The 15,136-nt window shown below is 64.5% G+C and carries 16 protein-coding genes and 1 pseudogene; 11 read left to right on the top strand and 6 right to left on the bottom strand.

Going from position 1 to position 15,136, the window contains the following annotated elements; all coding sequences use genetic code 11:
• Positions 1-685: 685 nt before the first annotated feature.
• Positions 686-1,810: a hypothetical protein gene (locus CCK88_RS09325; protein ID WP_086470166.1), complete on the top strand. Its 1,125-nt coding sequence runs from the start codon at positions 686-688 to the stop codon at positions 1,808-1,810.
• A 101-nt stretch (positions 1,811-1,911) separates the two neighbouring features.
• Here CCK88_RS09325 and CCK88_RS09330 read toward each other — a convergent pair whose 3' ends face one another.
• Both CCK88_RS09330 and CCK88_RS09335 read right to left on the bottom strand, forming a co-directional pair.
• A complete protein-coding gene (locus CCK88_RS09330; protein WP_086470892.1) occupies positions 1,912-3,114 on the bottom strand; it encodes a pyridoxal phosphate-dependent aminotransferase in 1,203 nt (400 codons plus the stop codon).
• A 116-nt stretch (positions 3,115-3,230) separates the two neighbouring features.
• The gene (locus CCK88_RS09335) at positions 3,231-3,650 is read right to left on the bottom strand and encodes a DUF4864 domain-containing protein (RefSeq protein WP_170926406.1); all 420 of its coding nucleotides are present in this window, start codon (positions 3,648-3,650) and stop codon (positions 3,231-3,233) included.
• Positions 3,651-3,794: 144 nt separating this feature from the next.
• On the opposite strand from CCK88_RS09335, the gene CCK88_RS09340 reads away from it, so the two are divergent.
• Entirely contained in the window at positions 3,795-4,094 is a 300-nt protein-coding gene (locus CCK88_RS09340) for a hypothetical protein (protein ID WP_086470168.1), read from the top strand.
• A gap of 126 nt (positions 4,095-4,220) precedes the next feature.
• Positions 4,221-4,650, top strand: a pseudogene (locus tag CCK88_RS09345) (CBS domain-containing protein).
• 7 nt (positions 4,651-4,657) lie between these two features.
• On the opposite strand, the gene CCK88_RS09350 reads toward CCK88_RS09345, so the two are convergent.
• Positions 4,658-5,047: a GNAT family N-acetyltransferase gene (locus CCK88_RS09350; protein WP_086470169.1), complete on the bottom strand. Its 390-nt coding sequence runs from the start codon at positions 5,045-5,047 to the stop codon at positions 4,658-4,660.
• A 127-nt stretch (positions 5,048-5,174) separates the two neighbouring features.
• Between CCK88_RS09350 and CCK88_RS09355 the strand changes: the two genes are divergently transcribed.
• From CCK88_RS09355 to CCK88_RS09365, 3 genes are all read left to right on the top strand, one after another.
• A complete protein-coding gene (locus tag CCK88_RS09355; RefSeq protein WP_170926407.1) occupies positions 5,175-5,822 on the top strand; it encodes a Spy/CpxP family protein refolding chaperone in 648 nt (215 codons plus the stop codon).
• A gap of 158 nt (positions 5,823-5,980) precedes the next feature.
• Complete coding sequence (locus CCK88_RS09360) at positions 5,981-7,213, top strand: aminotransferase class V-fold PLP-dependent enzyme (RefSeq protein ID WP_086470171.1); 1,233 nt, start codon at positions 5,981-5,983, stop codon at positions 7,211-7,213.
• 153 nt (positions 7,214-7,366) lie between these two features.
• On the top strand, positions 7,367-8,272 hold the full coding sequence (locus CCK88_RS09365) for a DMT family transporter (protein ID WP_086470172.1): 906 nt from the start codon (positions 7,367-7,369) through the stop codon (positions 8,270-8,272).
• 13 nt (positions 8,273-8,285) lie between these two features.
• On the opposite strand, the gene CCK88_RS09370 is transcribed toward CCK88_RS09365, so the two are convergent.
• Positions 8,286-8,675, bottom strand: coding sequence for a DUF2147 domain-containing protein (locus tag CCK88_RS09370; RefSeq protein WP_086470173.1), 390 nt, complete (start codon positions 8,673-8,675; stop codon positions 8,286-8,288).
• A gap of 352 nt (positions 8,676-9,027) precedes the next feature.
• Between CCK88_RS09370 and CCK88_RS09375 the strand changes: the two genes are divergently transcribed.
• From CCK88_RS09375 to CCK88_RS09395, 5 genes are all read left to right on the top strand, one after another.
• Positions 9,028-9,621: a thymidine kinase gene (locus CCK88_RS09375; RefSeq protein WP_086470174.1), complete on the top strand. Its 594-nt coding sequence runs from the start codon at positions 9,028-9,030 to the stop codon at positions 9,619-9,621.
• 4 nt (positions 9,622-9,625) lie between these two features.
• Positions 9,626-10,015, top strand: a complete 390-nt coding sequence (gene yciA / locus CCK88_RS09380) for an acyl-CoA thioester hydrolase YciA (RefSeq protein ID WP_086470175.1) — start codon at positions 9,626-9,628, stop codon at positions 10,013-10,015.
• 210 nt (positions 10,016-10,225) lie between these two features.
• Positions 10,226-10,891 carry an SH3 domain-containing protein gene (locus tag CCK88_RS09385; RefSeq protein ID WP_086470176.1) on the top strand — a complete coding sequence of 222 codons (666 nt, stop codon included), beginning with the start codon at positions 10,226-10,228 and terminating at the stop codon, positions 10,889-10,891.
• Between the two features lie 109 nt (positions 10,892-11,000).
• The gene (locus CCK88_RS09390) at positions 11,001-11,573 is read left to right on the top strand and encodes a peptidase inhibitor family I36 protein (RefSeq protein WP_170926408.1); all 573 of its coding nucleotides are present in this window, start codon (positions 11,001-11,003) and stop codon (positions 11,571-11,573) included.
• A 128-nt stretch (positions 11,574-11,701) separates the two neighbouring features.
• Positions 11,702-12,334 carry an SH3 domain-containing protein gene (locus CCK88_RS09395; protein ID WP_086470178.1) on the top strand — a complete coding sequence of 211 codons (633 nt, stop codon included), beginning with the start codon at positions 11,702-11,704 and terminating at the stop codon, positions 12,332-12,334.
• A gap of 118 nt (positions 12,335-12,452) precedes the next feature.
• Here the strand turns inward: CCK88_RS09395 and CCK88_RS09400 are convergent, their stop codons facing one another.
• The gene (locus CCK88_RS09400; protein ID WP_086470179.1) at positions 12,453-12,971 is read right to left on the bottom strand and encodes a hypothetical protein; all 519 of its coding nucleotides are present in this window, start codon (positions 12,969-12,971) and stop codon (positions 12,453-12,455) included.
• Entirely contained in the window at positions 12,971-15,079 is a 2,109-nt protein-coding gene (locus tag CCK88_RS09405; protein ID WP_086470180.1) for an autotransporter domain-containing protein, read from the bottom strand. The genes CCK88_RS09400 and CCK88_RS09405 overlap by 1 nt, the downstream gene beginning before the upstream one ends.
• Positions 15,080-15,136 lie beyond the last annotated feature (57 nt).

Genomic DNA, 15,136 nt, shown 5'->3' on the forward strand with positions numbered 1-15,136 from the left:
CGCCGGCTCAGCCGGTCGGGCTCCATCTCCGGATGGAGCCCTTTTTCTTTTCGGCCATGCAACCTGTCACCACCCTGTCGAGTTGCCTACTTATTGGACAGATTGTCGCTGTGCCTAATGCATAGCTGTCATGACGAGCCATGCATTGCTGACCAAACGGTCAAAACCTATATTGCCTGTGTCGCTGGTGAAGCCGCTCCGTATCCTCCTCCCTCGGACCCGCTTCTTGCGACACCGGACCGACGCTGAATCCTCCTCCCTCAGCAACGGTCCACCGGTCTGGCGCATATCCTCCTCCCATGCGCAGGGCCAAAACTTGCGATTTGGCTTCGGCCCTATCATCAGGCTCCAACTTCGGTTGGAGCCTCTTTTTTTGCGCCGGCCTCAGCAGAATCTGCATGGCAGCACTTCCAATTGCGCGTTTGTGAAATCCTGCGCCGGGACCGATAGTCACCTCAACGGCGGCGTTCGTGGTGACCCGCCCCTCCAAGGTCAGAGGCTTCGGCCGAAGGCCCAATGGCTCCGCCCATCCCCTCGGGCGGAGCCTCTTTTTTTCCCCACATGGCAGGATCGACCCGGCACAAACTGCCTCGCGCCCGGCTTCGCAGCGCTTTCATCATTGATTTGACAGCGCTTTATTTCGGCACACCGCTTGCAACACATCCGGCAAAGCCGGAGCATCGCCATGGTCGCCGTCAATTCCACATCCGCCTATGCCGCCTATCAGAGCTACGGTACGGCCTACACGTCCGCCGCCGCGACCCGGGCCAGCACTACCGCCTCAACCAGTCAGGAAGCGGCACCATCGGCCGCCGAGGTCGTGCTGTCCGACGAAGCGAAGGCTGCACTGTCCGAGCGCAGCTTCGCATCCGTCATCACCGACGCCCGGAGCAAGCTCGAAACCCTGCTCAAGGATGCGAGCCGCACCTCGCCGCTGCAGAAGGGCAAGCTGGCGCTCGACATGTCCAGCCTCGATCATCGCGAACTCTACGCGATGTCGAGCGATGCCAGCTTTTCGGCCGAGGAACGCGACGCGGCGGGGCTTGAAATGCAGCGCCGCTTCGAGGCTGCGCTCTCCGGGCCCGCCGCCATCGCCGAGGTCACGGGCAACTACACCAATCTCTACAAGGCCGCCGCTGCCTATCTCGACGGCCTCGGCGCCGAGGAACGGGCCAGCACCGACTGGAAGTCCGGCCGCGATGCCGTCGCCGAAGGGCTGAAGCAGTTGCAGACCAAGCCGGGCACCCTGCCCGATGCCGGTGACAGCGACCCGGTCGCGCTCTATCTCGCGCTGACGGCCGTGGGCAAGGGGGCCGAGCCGGTATCCATGACCGACCTTGCCGGCAACACCCGATCGGCACTCGACCAGATTTATGCTCAGGCCAAGGCCAACGGCAAACTCGCCACCTTCAACCGCAATACCACGACCGGCACCTATGTCGACCTGGGCAAGCTTTCGAGCCGCGCCCTGTCCTCGATCGTCCTCGACAGGGAGGGCACGTTCACCCCGACCGAAGTCAACGCCGCCCGCTTCGCCCTGCAATCAAAGAGCGGCGCCACGCTGCTCGCGGGTTTCCAGTCGGCCAGCAAGTCCGGCGACCCCACCGCCTTCAGCCAGAACATCATCGCTGCCTTCAACTCAATGAGCAGCGAGGAACGCCAGGCCGTCGGCTGGTCCGACCAGCTCTACAAGGCCGCCATGCAATCCTATGCCAGCACCTCCAAGCTCATGGAGTTGTTTGGTCAGGCCACCGGCGGCGGATCGACGCCCGCCGGCCCCGGCAGCCTCGCGTCGCTGCTGGGCGGCTAAAGCTTTTCGGACCTCACTGGCACTGCATGCGCGGGTTCACCCGCACGGCTCCACATCCGCCGCACCGCCGAAGCCAGACGGTGGAAGCGTAGAACGTCGACCTATTTGATCCCCGCGCAGAACTGCTGGATGCGCCGCACCGCTTCTTCCAGTTCGGCATTGCTCGCCGCATAGCTCAGCCGGAAATGCCCGGGCAGGCCGAAGGCCGCGCCATGCACCAGCGCCACGCCGGTCTCTTCTAGCAGCGCCAGCACGAAGTCCTCGTCGGTCGCCAGCACCGTGCCACCGGCACTGGTCTTGCCCAACAATCGCTGGCACGAGGGGAACACATAGAAGGCCCCCTCCGGCGTCAGGCAATCGAGCCCTGTATTGGCATTGAGCCCCTTTACCACCAGGTCGCGACGCTCCTGGAAAACCTTGCGCCAGTCGGCGAGAAAATCCTGCGGTCCGTTGAGGGCCTCCACTGCGGCCCACTGCGAGATCGACGTCGGGTTGGAGGTCGACTGCCCCTGCAGCTTGGTCATCGCCGCCAGCAATGGCCGCGGGCCCGTGCAATAGCCGATGCGCCAGCCGGTCATGGCATGCGACTTCGAAACGCCGTTCATCGTCAGCGTGCGCGGCTGCAACTTCGGCTCCACCTGCGCGATCGTCGCAAAGGTGCCGCCGTCATAGACCAGCACTTCATAGATATCGTCGGTGAGAATATGCACATGCGGATGGCGCAGCAGAACGTCGGCCAGGCCGCGAAGCTCGTCGGCGGAATAAGCCGCGCCGGTGGGGTTCGACGGCGTGTTGAGCAGCAACCACTTGGTCTTCGGCGTGATCGCCGCCTCCAGCACATGCGGCGCCAGCTTGAACCCGGTCGATGCATCGGCCACGGCAAACACCGGCTCGGCGCCGCACAGCCGCACGATTTCCGGGTAACTCACCCAGTAGGGTACCGGCACGACGACTTCATCGCCGGGATTGAGCGTCGCCATCAGCGCGTTGAAGATGATCTGCTTGCCGCCCGACGACACGAAACAGTCCGCTGCCGTCACGTCGAGGCCGTTGTCGCGTCGGAATTTGGCCGCCACGGCCTCCTTGAGTTCGGCAATGCCGTCGACGTTCGTGTAGCGCGTCTTGCCCTCGTCCATGGCGCGCTTGGCCGCATCGCGCACATGCTGCGGGGTATCGAAATCCGGCTCTCCGGCCGAGAGCGCGATGATATCCTTGCCCTCGGCTGCCATGACGCGCGCCTTCTGGCTGATCGCCACGGTCGCGGACGGCGCCACGCGCCCCAATGCTTCGGACAGAAAACCCATCATCATCTCCCGGCAGGCGCCGGACGGGTCGATGGACGCGCTGGCGCGATGAACTTCGCTGCCAGGGGTTTAGTGCATCACCCCCGGTGATGCGAAGCGCAAACTTCAGACCAGTCCTAGATTCCGATGCCCGCCGTGCCGCGCAGGATCACCCCCTGCACGCGCCAGCCCTCATTCGGCTCCTCGGCCATCTGGTAGATCGCCTCCCAGACCTTGCCGTCGACACCGATGAATTCGACCTCTTGCACCACCATGCCGGTCACGAGCGTCCGCGACGAGCCGAAGCTGTGGCTGCGCGAGGCGGCAATCGGCGCATACCCGGCCCCTTTGATGTCGGCGATGAACCGCTCGGGGTCAGTATAACTGGCGCGGAACGCAGCGCCTGCCATCGCAAGGGCAGCCTCCCCGTCATCCGCGCGAAGGGCTTCGATCTGCGCGCTGACACTGTCCTGCCATGCCGGCCGGCCTGCATCCTCCTGCGCCAGGGGTGCGACAAGCGCAAACGCGCTCAAGATAAGAGCAAGGATCGATCGCATGAAAATCCTCCCGAGGCGCGGACAGCCGCGCCGCCACAGTTCTGCCTTCAAATGGTCGCGCGCCCTCCGCCTTCGCCTCACAGTGGAACCGCTTTTGCGTGGTTCTCTGGACAGCATCGAAACGAGGAAGCAGACGTCGATCCCATGCAAATATCTACGTCCCCCAAGCGCAAAAGTTTCAGGCTCCTGGCGCTTGTCGGCACTCTTGGCGTCGTGACGGTTTCGGCCGGCGCGCTCTTGGCCAGTGTCTCCCCCGCCCAAGCCGCAAACTTTGCCAGCCAGCCCGATACCCAGGTTGCGGTCTTTATGGTGCCCCTGACCCTCCTCGTCCTTGTCCTCCTGTTTGAAGTGGGCCGGTTCGTCTGGCGCGGCACCCTGCCCGCCCAGGTTCCTTCCCGCGCATCGCGCCCCCCGAGCCTTTCCGGCAAGCCCCCGGCGGCCTGACGAGACAGCCTTCCGAGACTATTCATGGCCGGCCGGTGCGCCGGCCATTTTCTTTGTGACGATTCTGCTGTTGCCCGCCACCGCCGTCGGGCGCACACTTGCGCATCTTACCAGGAGGACTGTCCGATGCATGTCGATACCATCCTGCAGACCAAGGGTGCCGCGGTGCACACCCTCAGCCACGACGGCACGCTGGCCGACGCCGTAGCCTTGCTCAACACGCACAATATCGGCGCCGTGGTTATAACCGAAGGGGCCGGCACGATCGTGGGTATCCTGTCCGAGCGCGATATCGTCCGCCAGCTCGGGCGCAACCCCACGGGTGCCCTTGCGCTCACCATAGGCGAGTGCATGACCCGCAATGTGGTCACCGCCGATCGCACAACCTCGATTGACGAGGTCATGGAGCGCATGACCAGGCGACGCATTCGCCACATGCCGATCGCCGAGGACGGCAAGCTCGCCGGGATCATTTCCGATCGGCGACGTGGTCAAGCTCAAGATCGCTGAAGTCGAGCACGAAGCCGAAGCGCTGCGCGAATACATCGCCAGCTGAGGCCCGCTCAGCCCACCAGCGACATCAGTCCCGCTTCGGTGGGACGGAAACCGCACGCCCGGTAGAATGGTGCCAGATGCGGCTCGAAATCGACGTGCAGCCAGTGCGCGCCGCCGAGCCGGGCGATGTCCGCCGCCCGCCGAACCAGGTCGGTGGCGATCCCCCGGCGCCTGAAATCGGGATCGACGCCGGTATCGAGAATGAAGGCATGCACGCCTCCGTCCCACGCGACATTGACGAAGCCGATGAGCCTCTTGCCGTCGAATGCTCCGAGATGTCCGAGGCTCCGCGACAGCACCTGCCCATAGCGCTCGGGCGGCGCGCTGCCCCAGGCGCGGCGCCAGAAAGCGTCGAGCTCGGCCGCGTCCGGGTGGGGATCGACCCGATAAGTGATCACTGGCTCCACCCGTACATTACCAATCTCTCCAACTCTTCATCCTCTCGCAAGGTCACGACCACGTCGGCTTGCCTATGGTCATCGCAGTGCCGGTTACCGGCCAATCCCATGCAAAGGATGAATGACCTTGAAGACGATTTCCACCACCGCCATCGTGGCTCTGATGACCGCCTCCATCGGCCTTGGCGCCGTCGCGCCAGTCCTGGCTCAGGACAATCTCGCTCCACCGGCGGCCGAACAACCCGCTGCTCCCGACAACACGATGCCCGCCCCGGGCGCTGATCGCAACTTGCGCAATGGTCCTGGCCCGCGCCATGGCGGCATGGGCGGACCGGCTGGCCTCTTCGATGTCGACCGTGGCGCCGAGGCCATCGAAGTCGCTATCGTGCGCCTCAGCCATGCCATCGATCTGTCCGACGACCAGACGACGCTGTTCGACACGCTCAAGACCGATGCGCTTGCCGCCGCAGCCGAGTTTGAAACGGCCACTAAAGGCCTCCGCCCGACGCCGCCCGCCGAGGGTGAAGCTGCCGTCGCACCCGACATTTCCGAGCGCTTCAACAATCGGATCGCGCTCGACAAGGCGCGCCTTGCCGCGCATGAAGCCGTCCAGCCGGCCTTCACAGCCTTCTTCGATAGCCTTACCGACGAGCAGAAGGCTGAACTGATGCCGGCGCGCGGCGAGCGGCACGCAGGTGCTGAACGGCATCAGGGCGGTTTCCGTCCCGGGCATGGCGGCGATGCCCAGCGTCCAATGGGTCCGGGCAACCGCTAACCCGGTCCCACTTGCGTGATCCGCCGGCCTCATCGGGCGGATCGATGCGGCCCTTCCTGCCCCGGAAGGTGTGCCGCCGGCCCCGGTCCTCAACGGCCGGGGCTTGCTTTTGCTGGCGTCTCGACTACCAGTGGAACGGTTGTTTGTTCAGGCATGTCATGACCGTTCTCCCGCTCGATCCCCAGCGCATTCGCGCCTTGTTTCCGGCCTTTTCCGAGCCGAGCCTTTCCGGCCAGGCCTTTTTCGAAAACGCCGGTGGCTCCTACACGGCCCAAGCGACACTGGACATTCTTGACCGCTATTACCGGGCGACCAAGGTCCAGCCCTACGGCGTCTATGCGGCATCCGAAGAAGCCGGTCGCCTCATGGATCACGCCTACGAGCGTCTGGCGCGCCCGCTCAATGTCTCCAGCGACTGGATCCATATCGGTCCGTCGAGCTCGGCAAACACCTATGTCTTGGGCAATGCCTTCGGCGCGTGGCTCAAGCCCGGCGACGCCATCGTCGTCACCAACCAGGACCATGAAGCCAATACCGGCAACTGGCGTCGACTCGCCCATCGCGGCATTGAAGTGCGCGAGTGGAAGGTCGATACCGAGACCGCCCGCCTGTCATTGCCGGCGCTGGATGCGCTGCTCGACAACAAGGTCAAGCTCGTGGCCGTGCCGCACTGCTCCAATATCGTGGGCGACATCAATCCCGTCGCCGATGTAGCTGAGCGGGCGCACGCCGTTGGCGCGGTGCTGGCAGTGGATGGCGTCAGCTATGCCCCGCATGGTCTGCCTGACCTCCGGGGACTGGGCGCCGACATCTATTTCTTCTCTGCCTACAAGACCTATGGCCCTCACCAGGGCATCATGGCCATTCGCCCCGAACTGGCGCGCGCCCTGCCCAATCAGGGCCATTACTTCAATGACACCAAGCTGCGCTATCGCCTGACGCCGGCGGGTCCGGACCATGCGCAGATCGCAGCCACGGCAGGCATCGTCGACTATCTCGAACGCGTCGCCGATCTTGCGCCTGCGACCCTGGACGGCAGCGACCCGTTCCGCCGCGCCCATACTGCCATGCGCGCCCAGGAAATCGCGCTCGCGCGTCCCTTGCTCGACTATCTGCGCACCCGCAACGATATCCGTCTTATCGGCCCTTCGGATCCCGAGCTCCGCGCGCCCACCATTTCGATCCTCGCGGGCGAACCGGGCATCGACATCGCGCCGCGCCTGGCCCACCACGGGGTCATGGCCTCCGGCGGCAATTTTTACGCCGTGCGTCTCTTGGAGTCGCTTGGCATCGACCCAGTCAACCACGGCGTGCTCCGCCTCTCCTTCGTGCACTACACTAGCCCCGAAGAAATCCAGCAGCTCATCCGGGCGCTCGACGCGGAACTCTGAACGCCATTTAACCCACCGTGCCCCCTCGGGCCTGACCCTAGGGCCAACATCAACGGACACCGACGCTTAGGCGCTTGCCGCCAGAAGTCCTCGGGTCAAGCCGAGGACGGCCCGCAATAGGCTCGTAGATCGGCTCCACGGAACGCCATCCCCATGTCCCGCCTCGTCGCCTCGCTGCTGCTTTTGATCTGCACCATGTTCTGGGGCTTTGCCTTCATCGCGCAGAAATCGGCCATGGATGCGATGGAGCCGCTCACCTTCACCGGCGTGCGCTTTCTTATCGGCGGTCTTCTTGTCCTGCCGCTGGCGCTGAACGAGCTTCGGCGCAAGGGTGTCAGGCTCACGGCCCACCACTGGACGCTCATACTGGCGATGAGCGGCGCCTTCTTCCTCGGTTCGTGGCTGCAGCAGGCAGGTCTTGCCACCACCACCGCCACCAATGCCGGCTTCCTCACCGGCCTTTACGTATTTTTCGTCCCGCTCCTGGGCTTCTTGATCTTCCGCAGCCGCCCCCACCCGATCATCTTCGTGGGCGTACCGCTGGCCCTGGTCGGCATCTATTTCCTCAATGGCGGCGGCCTCGCAAGCTTCAACGGCGGCGACTGGCTCGTCGTTTGCAGCGCGCTCTTCTGGGGCATGCATGTTGTCCTGCTCGGTCACATCGCCCGGCTCACCGGCCTGCCGATTTTCGTGTCGGCCATCAGCTTCCTGGTCGCCGGCGTTCTCGCCAGCACCCTCGCGCTCACTACCGAAACGCCGACCATCGCCGCGATATCGGCCGGCTGGCTCGAGATTGCCTATGCCGCGGTGTTGTCCACCGCCGTTGCCTTCACGCTGCAGGCCATCGGTCAGCAGCACGTGCCACCGGCCAATGCCGCCATCATTCTATCCGCGGAAAGCCTTTTCGCGGCCATTGGCGGTGCCCTGCTGCTCGGCGAGCGCCTGCCTCTGGTCGGCTATGCCGGCGCCACGCTGATCTTCTGCGCCATCGTGCTCGTCGAGGCCGTCCCGGCGCTACTGGCCCGGCGCAAGATGCACGAGCCGCGCATCGCTAACTGACGGCGCAGCCCGTCTACTGGTTGTAGCGATACATCTGGTAGGTCTTGCAGATGACGAGCGCCACGCAGCCCTTGAGGGTAATCTGGTCGGCGCTGACCTGGGTGATCGTGCCCGCAGCCTTCTGGCCATAGATATGCAGCTCGCCCTTCCACTGGTTGGGGCGGGTCTGCCGCGCATGGTCGATCAGCAGCGTGTTCATGTAGGGCAGGTTCTCGGCATTGTCTGCGCCATTGCCCAGCCACACCAGTTCCGCACAAAGCTGCGTTCCGTCCCCGCAAAGCTGCACGTCATAGCGGGAGTCCCGCATCTCGATTTCCCACATACCCACTGGCGAAGCGAATGCCGGCGCGATGGATGCGGCAGCGAAGGCGGCAATGGCGAAAACGCGACGAAAGGCGGGCATCTGAAACCTCTGCGATAGTGTGGCACGACAGTGCGATCTGACACCTGAACCCAAGCTGAACATCGCTCATACGCCATCCGCGCTGCCATTGGTAAGACCGTCACGCCGTCGTCATCCTGGCCGGTTACGGTCTGGCGATCCCGGCCTCCCCCAGGGCCCGGATATGTCGGCCCCGCGTCCCCAACGCCGCGCCGTCAGCGGACGGCCCGGTTTCGCCAAGCCCGGTCGTCCAAACCGATCCAAGTCGGTCTTGGCCGCCTCCGGGCGGCCTTTTTTTGTGGAGTGCGCCCGATAGCCCCTCGCGCCCCGGCCGACCCTGCGCCAAAACAGGAGCGATCCCTCAGGCGCGACCATGGCAAAGCTCTATTTTTCCTATGCGGCGATGAATGCCGGCAAATCCACCTTGCTGCTGCAGGCCGCCTACAACTATCGAGAGCGCGGCATGCGTCCGCTGCTCTACACCTCCGCGCTCTATGCCGAAGGCGGGGTCGGCCTCATCACCTCGCGCATCGGCATCGCCGAACAAGCCGAACTCTACGCCGCGGGCGATGATCTTTATCAGTCCATCCGCGACAATCACGAGGAATCCAAGGTCGACTGCGTCTTCGTCGACGAGGCGCAATTCCTCACGCGCGACCAGGTCTGGCAACTCGCCCGCGTGGCCGACCGGCTCGGCATCCCGATCATGTGCTATGGCCTGCGCACCGATTTCCAGGGCAAGCTTTTTCCCGGCTCCATGGAGCTGCTCGCCGTGGCCGATGCCCTGCGCGAAATCCGCACCATCTGCACCTGCGGCGCCAAGGCCATCATGGTCGTGCGCCAGGACATGTCCGGGCGCGTCCTGACCGATGGCGACCAGGTCTCGATCGAGAAATCCGTCTACCTGTCCCTCTGCCGCAAGCATTGGGAAGAAGCCGTTGGCCGCTGGCCGGTAAAGGGACCCTGACACCATGCACACCGACACCACCGAGCCCACGGGCGCCCTCACCATCCGCACCCTCGCCATGCCGGCAGACACCAATCCGGCCGGCGACATTTTCGGCGGCTGGGTGATGAGCCAGATGGACATTGCCGGCGCCATTGCCGCGGTCGAGCGGGCCAAGGGCCGCGTCGTCACGGTCGCCGTGGAAGGCATGACCTTCATCGCCCCGGTCAAGGTCGGCGACGTGCTGTGCGTCTATGCCAGCGTCGAGCGGGTCGGCACCACCTCGATCACTATCGGCCTGGAAGCCTGGGTACGCCGCAACCGGCTCGACGATCGCACCAAGGTCACCGAGGCCCGCTTCGTCTACGTCTCTCTCGACGACAGCGGCCAGAAGCGCGCCATTCCCCAAAGCTGACAATCCCGTTCAGACTGCGTTCAGCCAGCCCCTGCTTAATCGCAAGCAACCGGCCGGTCGCTTGCAGGAACTTTGGGGACTGCCAAGTAGAAGCCGGAACTCTTTTCAACAAGACTCCGTTTCTGGAGTAAGAAACTAACCGGCGCGGCTACCGCACAGCGTTGTCCCGGATGTCCGGGACCGGATCGGCCAAGCCTGAGGGAGCATGTCATGCATCGTCAGACCCGCAAAAATCTTTTGAACATGGCCACCGGCGTCGCCGTTGCAGCAGCGGCCGTGGTTGTTTTCCTGCCCGCCGCCTATGCTGCGCCGGGCACCGTGACCAGCAATGTCAACGTTCGCTCCGGTCCGGGTACCAATTATGCCGTCGTCGACGTGGCCCGTTCGGGTCAGCAGGTAGACGTGCAGCAGTGCCAGGGTTCGTGGTGCTACATTTCCAAGCCCGGTCCCGATGGCTGGGTGTCGTCCACCTACCTCACCGCTGGCGGTCGTCCGGTCAATCCGTCCAACCCTGGCCTCAGCTTCGGCTTCACGGTCGGCGGCCCGAACGGCCCGCAGATCAGCATCGGTGTCGGCAACCAGCCGCAGCCCCAGCCGCCGCGTCCTGGCCCGCGCCCGCCCGTCGTGCAGCCGGTTGACGAAATCTGCTTCTACGATCGCGCCCGCTTCCGCGGCGACAGCTTCTGCATGACCCCGGGTGAATCGACCCGCGACCTGCGCAGCTGGACCGACCGTATTTCCTCTATCGACAACCCGGGCGGCTACGAAGTCCAGGTCTGCTCGGAGCCCAACTATCGCTCCTGCCGCACCTACACCACCAGCGCCTCCTCGCTGGGTGACTTCGACGACTACATCGCCTCCATCCGCACCCGCTGATGCACTTTCAGCGCTGAACATGGCGCCGCCCTCCCAAGGGGCGGCGCTTTGCTTTGCGCGGCGTCATTTCCGCGCTAACCTCACCGATGTTCAAATCCGGGATCTCCTCATGCGCTCACTCGCTGCACTTGGCCTTGCCCTTGCCCTCACGCTGCTGCCTGCGGCCTCCGCATCTGCCGGATCGGAAGCCGGAAGCCACGGCTGGAGCCGCGAAACGCTGGTGCTGCGCAGTGGACCCGGCGCCCAATACGCGGTCACCGGCGAAATCCCCGGCGAGGTGGCCATCAAGATCCTCCGCTGCCAGAAGCACTGGTGCATGGTCGATGGCCCCGGCGGCCGGGGCTGGACCGGCAATGGCGCGCTCGACTTCGGCAAGGATCCGCATTGGCCGTTGTTCGACGGTGATAACACCTGGCCCGATCTGGCCGGCGGCAGCATGTGCTTTTATGAGGGCGCAAACTATTCCGGCCGCTCCTTCTGCGCCGGCACGGGTGAAGTCTTCACCGATCTGGCCACCTGGGGATGGGACAATCGCATCCGCTCCATCGAGGTGATTGTCCCCACCAGCGCCGCCATCTGCCGCGACCGGGGCTTCCAGTCCTATTGCGAGCGGATCGTGTCCAGCGAACCTGTCCTTGACCCGTTGCTGTCGCGCAACCTGTCGTCGATCCGCGTCTACTGACAACCGTCGCCCACGCCTATCCGCCACCTAAACGCCACATTCAGCGCCGGTTCAGCGGCATGGGTGCTTCTTGTCCCTCAGAAACGGAACGCCCGAGGGCGCCGTAAACAGTCACTGAGGGAATCAGAATGTCCAAGTCTTGCATCGTCTTCGGCGCCGCTATCGCCGCCATTTCGCTTGTGCCCACCATCGCGGTCCTGGCCGCGCCCGGCTACGCCACCAGCAGCGTCAATGTCCGCACTGGTCCTGGCACCGGTTACGCCAAGGTGGGTAGTCTGTCAGCCGGCGAAGTCGTCGACGTCAAGCAGTGCCAGGGTTCATGGTGCTTTGTTGATCGCGCCTCCGGCACCGACGGCTGGGCTTCGAAAAACTATCTCGCCCCTTACCAGGGCAATGGTGGCGGCCAGTCCAAGCCCGACATTCCGTTCAACTTCGGCATGACGGTCGGCTCCGGCGGACCGAGCTTCTCGTTCGGCATCGGCGATGCACCGCCGCCAGCGCCCGTCCCCGTGCCCGCCAAGGTCTGCTTCTTCAAGGGCAACAACTTCAGCGGCGCCCAGTTCTGCGTCAATGCCGGCACCGACGACCCCAATCTGCTCGGCGGATGGAACGACTCCATTTCCTCCATCAAGCTTCAGGGCGGCGCCCAGGTCACCGTCTGCTTGGACAATTTCTACAGCGGCGCCTGCACCACGATCGCCTCCGACAAGCCATTGCTTGGGGGCTACAACAACGCGATCTCGAGCTTCCAGGCCTTCTGACCCCGCTTGATTGAAATCAAGGCGCCGCCCATTGGGCGGCGCCTTTCGCATGCCCGGTCGCCGGGCGGTAAAAGGGAGGAAAAACACCGCGGCGACCGGATGCGTGACCGTTATCGGTTCACTGTGCGTCGCCGCTCCCGAACAGCACTCGCAGCCGGCCTTCCAGCGGACGAACCACCTCCGCATGCGCCGCCCCGATGGCGCGCACCGAAGCGGCCTCGGCCTTGAGCGCGTCGACTTGGCTGCGCATCTCGGCCTTCTGGTCCTCCGGAAGGCGCGAGGCTTCGAGCCTGGCCAGCGGTCCGGTGAAGATCGCATCGAACTCCGCCTGCGAAAGCATGGCGAGATATCCGGCCGCCACCGCATCATAGGCGGCGATCCACCCTGCCCTGTCGAACCCTGCATCGGGGATCAGAGCGCCGCTATAGGCGTCATAGTCGTAGAAGATCCCTGCTGCATCGGTGACCATGGGTTCGCCCATGTCCTCGGTCAGCACGTCCATGACCGCGACCACTGCCTCCGCCTCCCGGATCTCCAGGGCGCTGGCGGGCACCGGCAGGGCCATGGCGACAAGGGTTGCGCTCAAGGCGCCCACGGCAAGCGAGAGGCAGGTTGCTGTGAGACAGAGGAAGTTCATCACAACGCTCCCTTGAGGCCGACCGAAGCGGCGACGGACGGATCGCGACCATTGCTCGCAAGGTGAACCGATGCGGAAAGCGACATGCTGTCGGTGATTTCGTGGTCGAGCTCGGCGCCGGCGCGAAGCCAGGTCTGCGATGTGCTGCCGCCGCCCAGCGAGAAATCGAAAAGCCCCTGGACCGTACCGGCAGCGCGCGACGCGTCACCCGTCCGATGGGCCACTTCCAATGTGGTCGATAGCGTCGTCTGGCTCGAGAGCTCGGTCACCGCAGTCACGCCTAGCCGCAGGTCTGCATGTCCTATGGTCTGTGCGTCGAACACGGCCGGGAAAGGTCCGACGCTTTCCGTATAGCCGCTGACATGCAGCCCGCCCAAGCCCAGGGAGGCGTATGGGCTGATGCTGGTCTTGCCGATGGTTGCGGCATCCAGCCAGTCGGCGCGCAGCCGCACGACGCCGCCGACCGCATTGGTGTCCCCGCTCGACAGGGTTGTCGCCGCGCCGTTCGAGTAGGCGCGATCTATATGCGCCTGGTAACCACCGAGCATGCCGGTCAGCGAAAGTAAGAGGGGCGTGCCATCAGGCTGCCAGTCGATTTCGCTCAGCACATACTGCCCCTGCATCCGCGCCGAGCCGCCAAGGGCCAGCTGCTGCCACGAGCCTGACGTGCCCACGGCCCCACCGATCCGCACCGAACCACCGGCAAGGTCGGTACAGGCGCCGGCCTCGGCCAGCGCCAGTCCCGTGGATGAAGGACCGTGATAGGCGAAATCGCCGGTCGCCCAGGCACACATGTCGCCCGCGAGATCGGGGCTGAGCATCAGCGGCCGATGGTGAGCGCCATTCATCGGCAGCCACGTCAAAAACTCTCCCATGCTGGCTATTCCGGCAGCCGAATACAGGGAGCGTTGATACTCCGCGATGTTCATCAGCCCCGCGCCATGCGCCTCGCTCTCGCCGCGTGCGAGATAGCCGAACCAGTCGCCTTCATCGTCATACATCTCGCCAACCACAACCGAGCCGTCGTCGGAAATGTCGCTGGCGTAATTCAATGTATAGCCGGTCGTCGAAATGCCCTGCCGTTCGAGCCAGCCTGAAATAGACTCGATGCCATCGGCCTCCGACCAGCGAAACGCCTGTGCGTCGCCCTGGGCATCTTCGCTGTCCCCGACCACCCAGCGTCCGTCGCGCGATACCGCGTTCGCGTTGGCATTCTGGCCGCCGAGGTCGCCCAGGTCGCGCATCTGGAGATTGTCGGCCACGCCATCCGTCGCGCCTTCCCGCCAGCGAAAGGCCCGGTACCGTCCGTCGGCATCGACCGACGATCCAACGACAACAGATCCGTCACCCGAAACGGCCCTCGCATAGGAATTTCCGGTCATGCCGGTGATGGAGCCCAGGCTTTCGGCAGTCGCCGCGCCGCCGCCGGGGATACCGCTCAGATCCCAGCGGGTCGCGATTTCAATGATCCCGGCGCCGTCGCTCCAGCCGACGGCATAGCGTCCGTCGCCCGAGATCGCCCGCGCGGAACTTCGGTTATAGCCGCCCGAAAGGCCATCCAGTGCGTACATCTGCTCATTGCCGACGACACCACCCGTGGCTCCGTCGATCCAGACGAACCCGCGCATGATCCCCTGCCACGCCGAGTAGCCGACCACTCGGGAGCCGTCGTCGGATACGCCGAAGCCAATGCTCGAGGCGGTGTTGATCGTCGGCACGAGCGTGCCCAGATCCGTCGTGGTGACGGCACTGACATCGCCGGTGGCGCGAAAGGCGCGGTTGCGACCGTCTGCATTGCTGCCGTAGCCCACGACGACGTTACCGCCGAGGTTGATATCCATCGCAGTCATGGATGTGCCGCCGAGACCCGGCAATTGCCTGAAATTGCCGTCCAGGTCCCCGATATAGGCCAGATTATTGCGGTTACCGGCAAACAGCGTGCCGCGGCCATTGATGGCGACAACAAGGAAATCGGACGCCGTCAGCCCCAACTCCTTTGCTTCTGCTTTCGGGGTCATGGCAAGCGCCGTCGTCCCCATCAGCATGCAGGCCAGCAGCCACTTCCCCTCGTTCCGCCGTTTCCGGATGCCAAAAGAATGCGCAGTCATGAAAGTCTCCCCGAAAGCAAAAGCCGGCCCCGAAGGACCGGCTTTGCGAACTAGGAG

Origin of the sequence: Devosia lucknowensis, assembly GCF_900177655.1 — a bacterium.
Classification (GTDB): Bacteria; Pseudomonadota; Alphaproteobacteria; order Rhizobiales; family Devosiaceae; genus Devosia; species Devosia lucknowensis.

What these genes read in the sequence shown, in the direction of transcription:
- CCK88_RS09340 (WP_086470168.1), top strand. Translation starts at nt 3,795, where the DNA reads ATGCAAATATCTACGTCCCCCAAGCGCAAAAGTTTCAGGCTCCTGGCG.
- CCK88_RS09370 (WP_086470173.1), bottom strand. Translation starts at nt 8,675, where the DNA reads ATGCCCGCCTTTCGTCGCGTTTTCGCCATTGCCGCCTTCGCTGCCGCA.
- CCK88_RS09400 (WP_086470179.1), bottom strand. Translation starts at nt 12,971, where the DNA reads ATGAACTTCCTCTGTCTCACAGCAACCTGCCTCTCGCTTGCCGTGGGC.
- CCK88_RS09390 (WP_170926408.1), top strand. Translation starts at nt 11,001, where the DNA reads ATGCGCTCACTCGCTGCACTTGGCCTTGCCCTTGCCCTCACGCTGCTG.
- yciA (WP_086470175.1), top strand. Translation starts at nt 9,626, where the DNA reads ATGCACACCGACACCACCGAGCCCACGGGCGCCCTCACCATCCGCACC.
- CCK88_RS09405 (WP_086470180.1), bottom strand. Translation starts at nt 15,079, where the DNA reads ATGACTGCGCATTCTTTTGGCATCCGGAAACGGCGGAACGAGGGGAAG.
- CCK88_RS09395 (WP_086470178.1), top strand. Translation starts at nt 11,702, where the DNA reads ATGTCCAAGTCTTGCATCGTCTTCGGCGCCGCTATCGCCGCCATTTCG.
- CCK88_RS09365 (WP_086470172.1), top strand. Translation starts at nt 7,367, where the DNA reads ATGTCCCGCCTCGTCGCCTCGCTGCTGCTTTTGATCTGCACCATGTTC.
- CCK88_RS09360 (WP_086470171.1), top strand. Translation starts at nt 5,981, where the DNA reads ATGACCGTTCTCCCGCTCGATCCCCAGCGCATTCGCGCCTTGTTTCCG.
- CCK88_RS09375 (WP_086470174.1), top strand. Translation starts at nt 9,028, where the DNA reads ATGGCAAAGCTCTATTTTTCCTATGCGGCGATGAATGCCGGCAAATCC.
- CCK88_RS09385 (WP_086470176.1), top strand. Translation starts at nt 10,226, where the DNA reads ATGCATCGTCAGACCCGCAAAAATCTTTTGAACATGGCCACCGGCGTC.
- CCK88_RS09330 (WP_086470892.1), bottom strand. Translation starts at nt 3,114, where the DNA reads ATGGGTTTTCTGTCCGAAGCATTGGGGCGCGTGGCGCCGTCCGCGACC.
- CCK88_RS09335 (WP_170926406.1), bottom strand. Translation starts at nt 3,650, where the DNA reads ATGCGATCGATCCTTGCTCTTATCTTGAGCGCGTTTGCGCTTGTCGCA.
- CCK88_RS09325 (WP_086470166.1), top strand. Translation starts at nt 686, where the DNA reads ATGGTCGCCGTCAATTCCACATCCGCCTATGCCGCCTATCAGAGCTAC.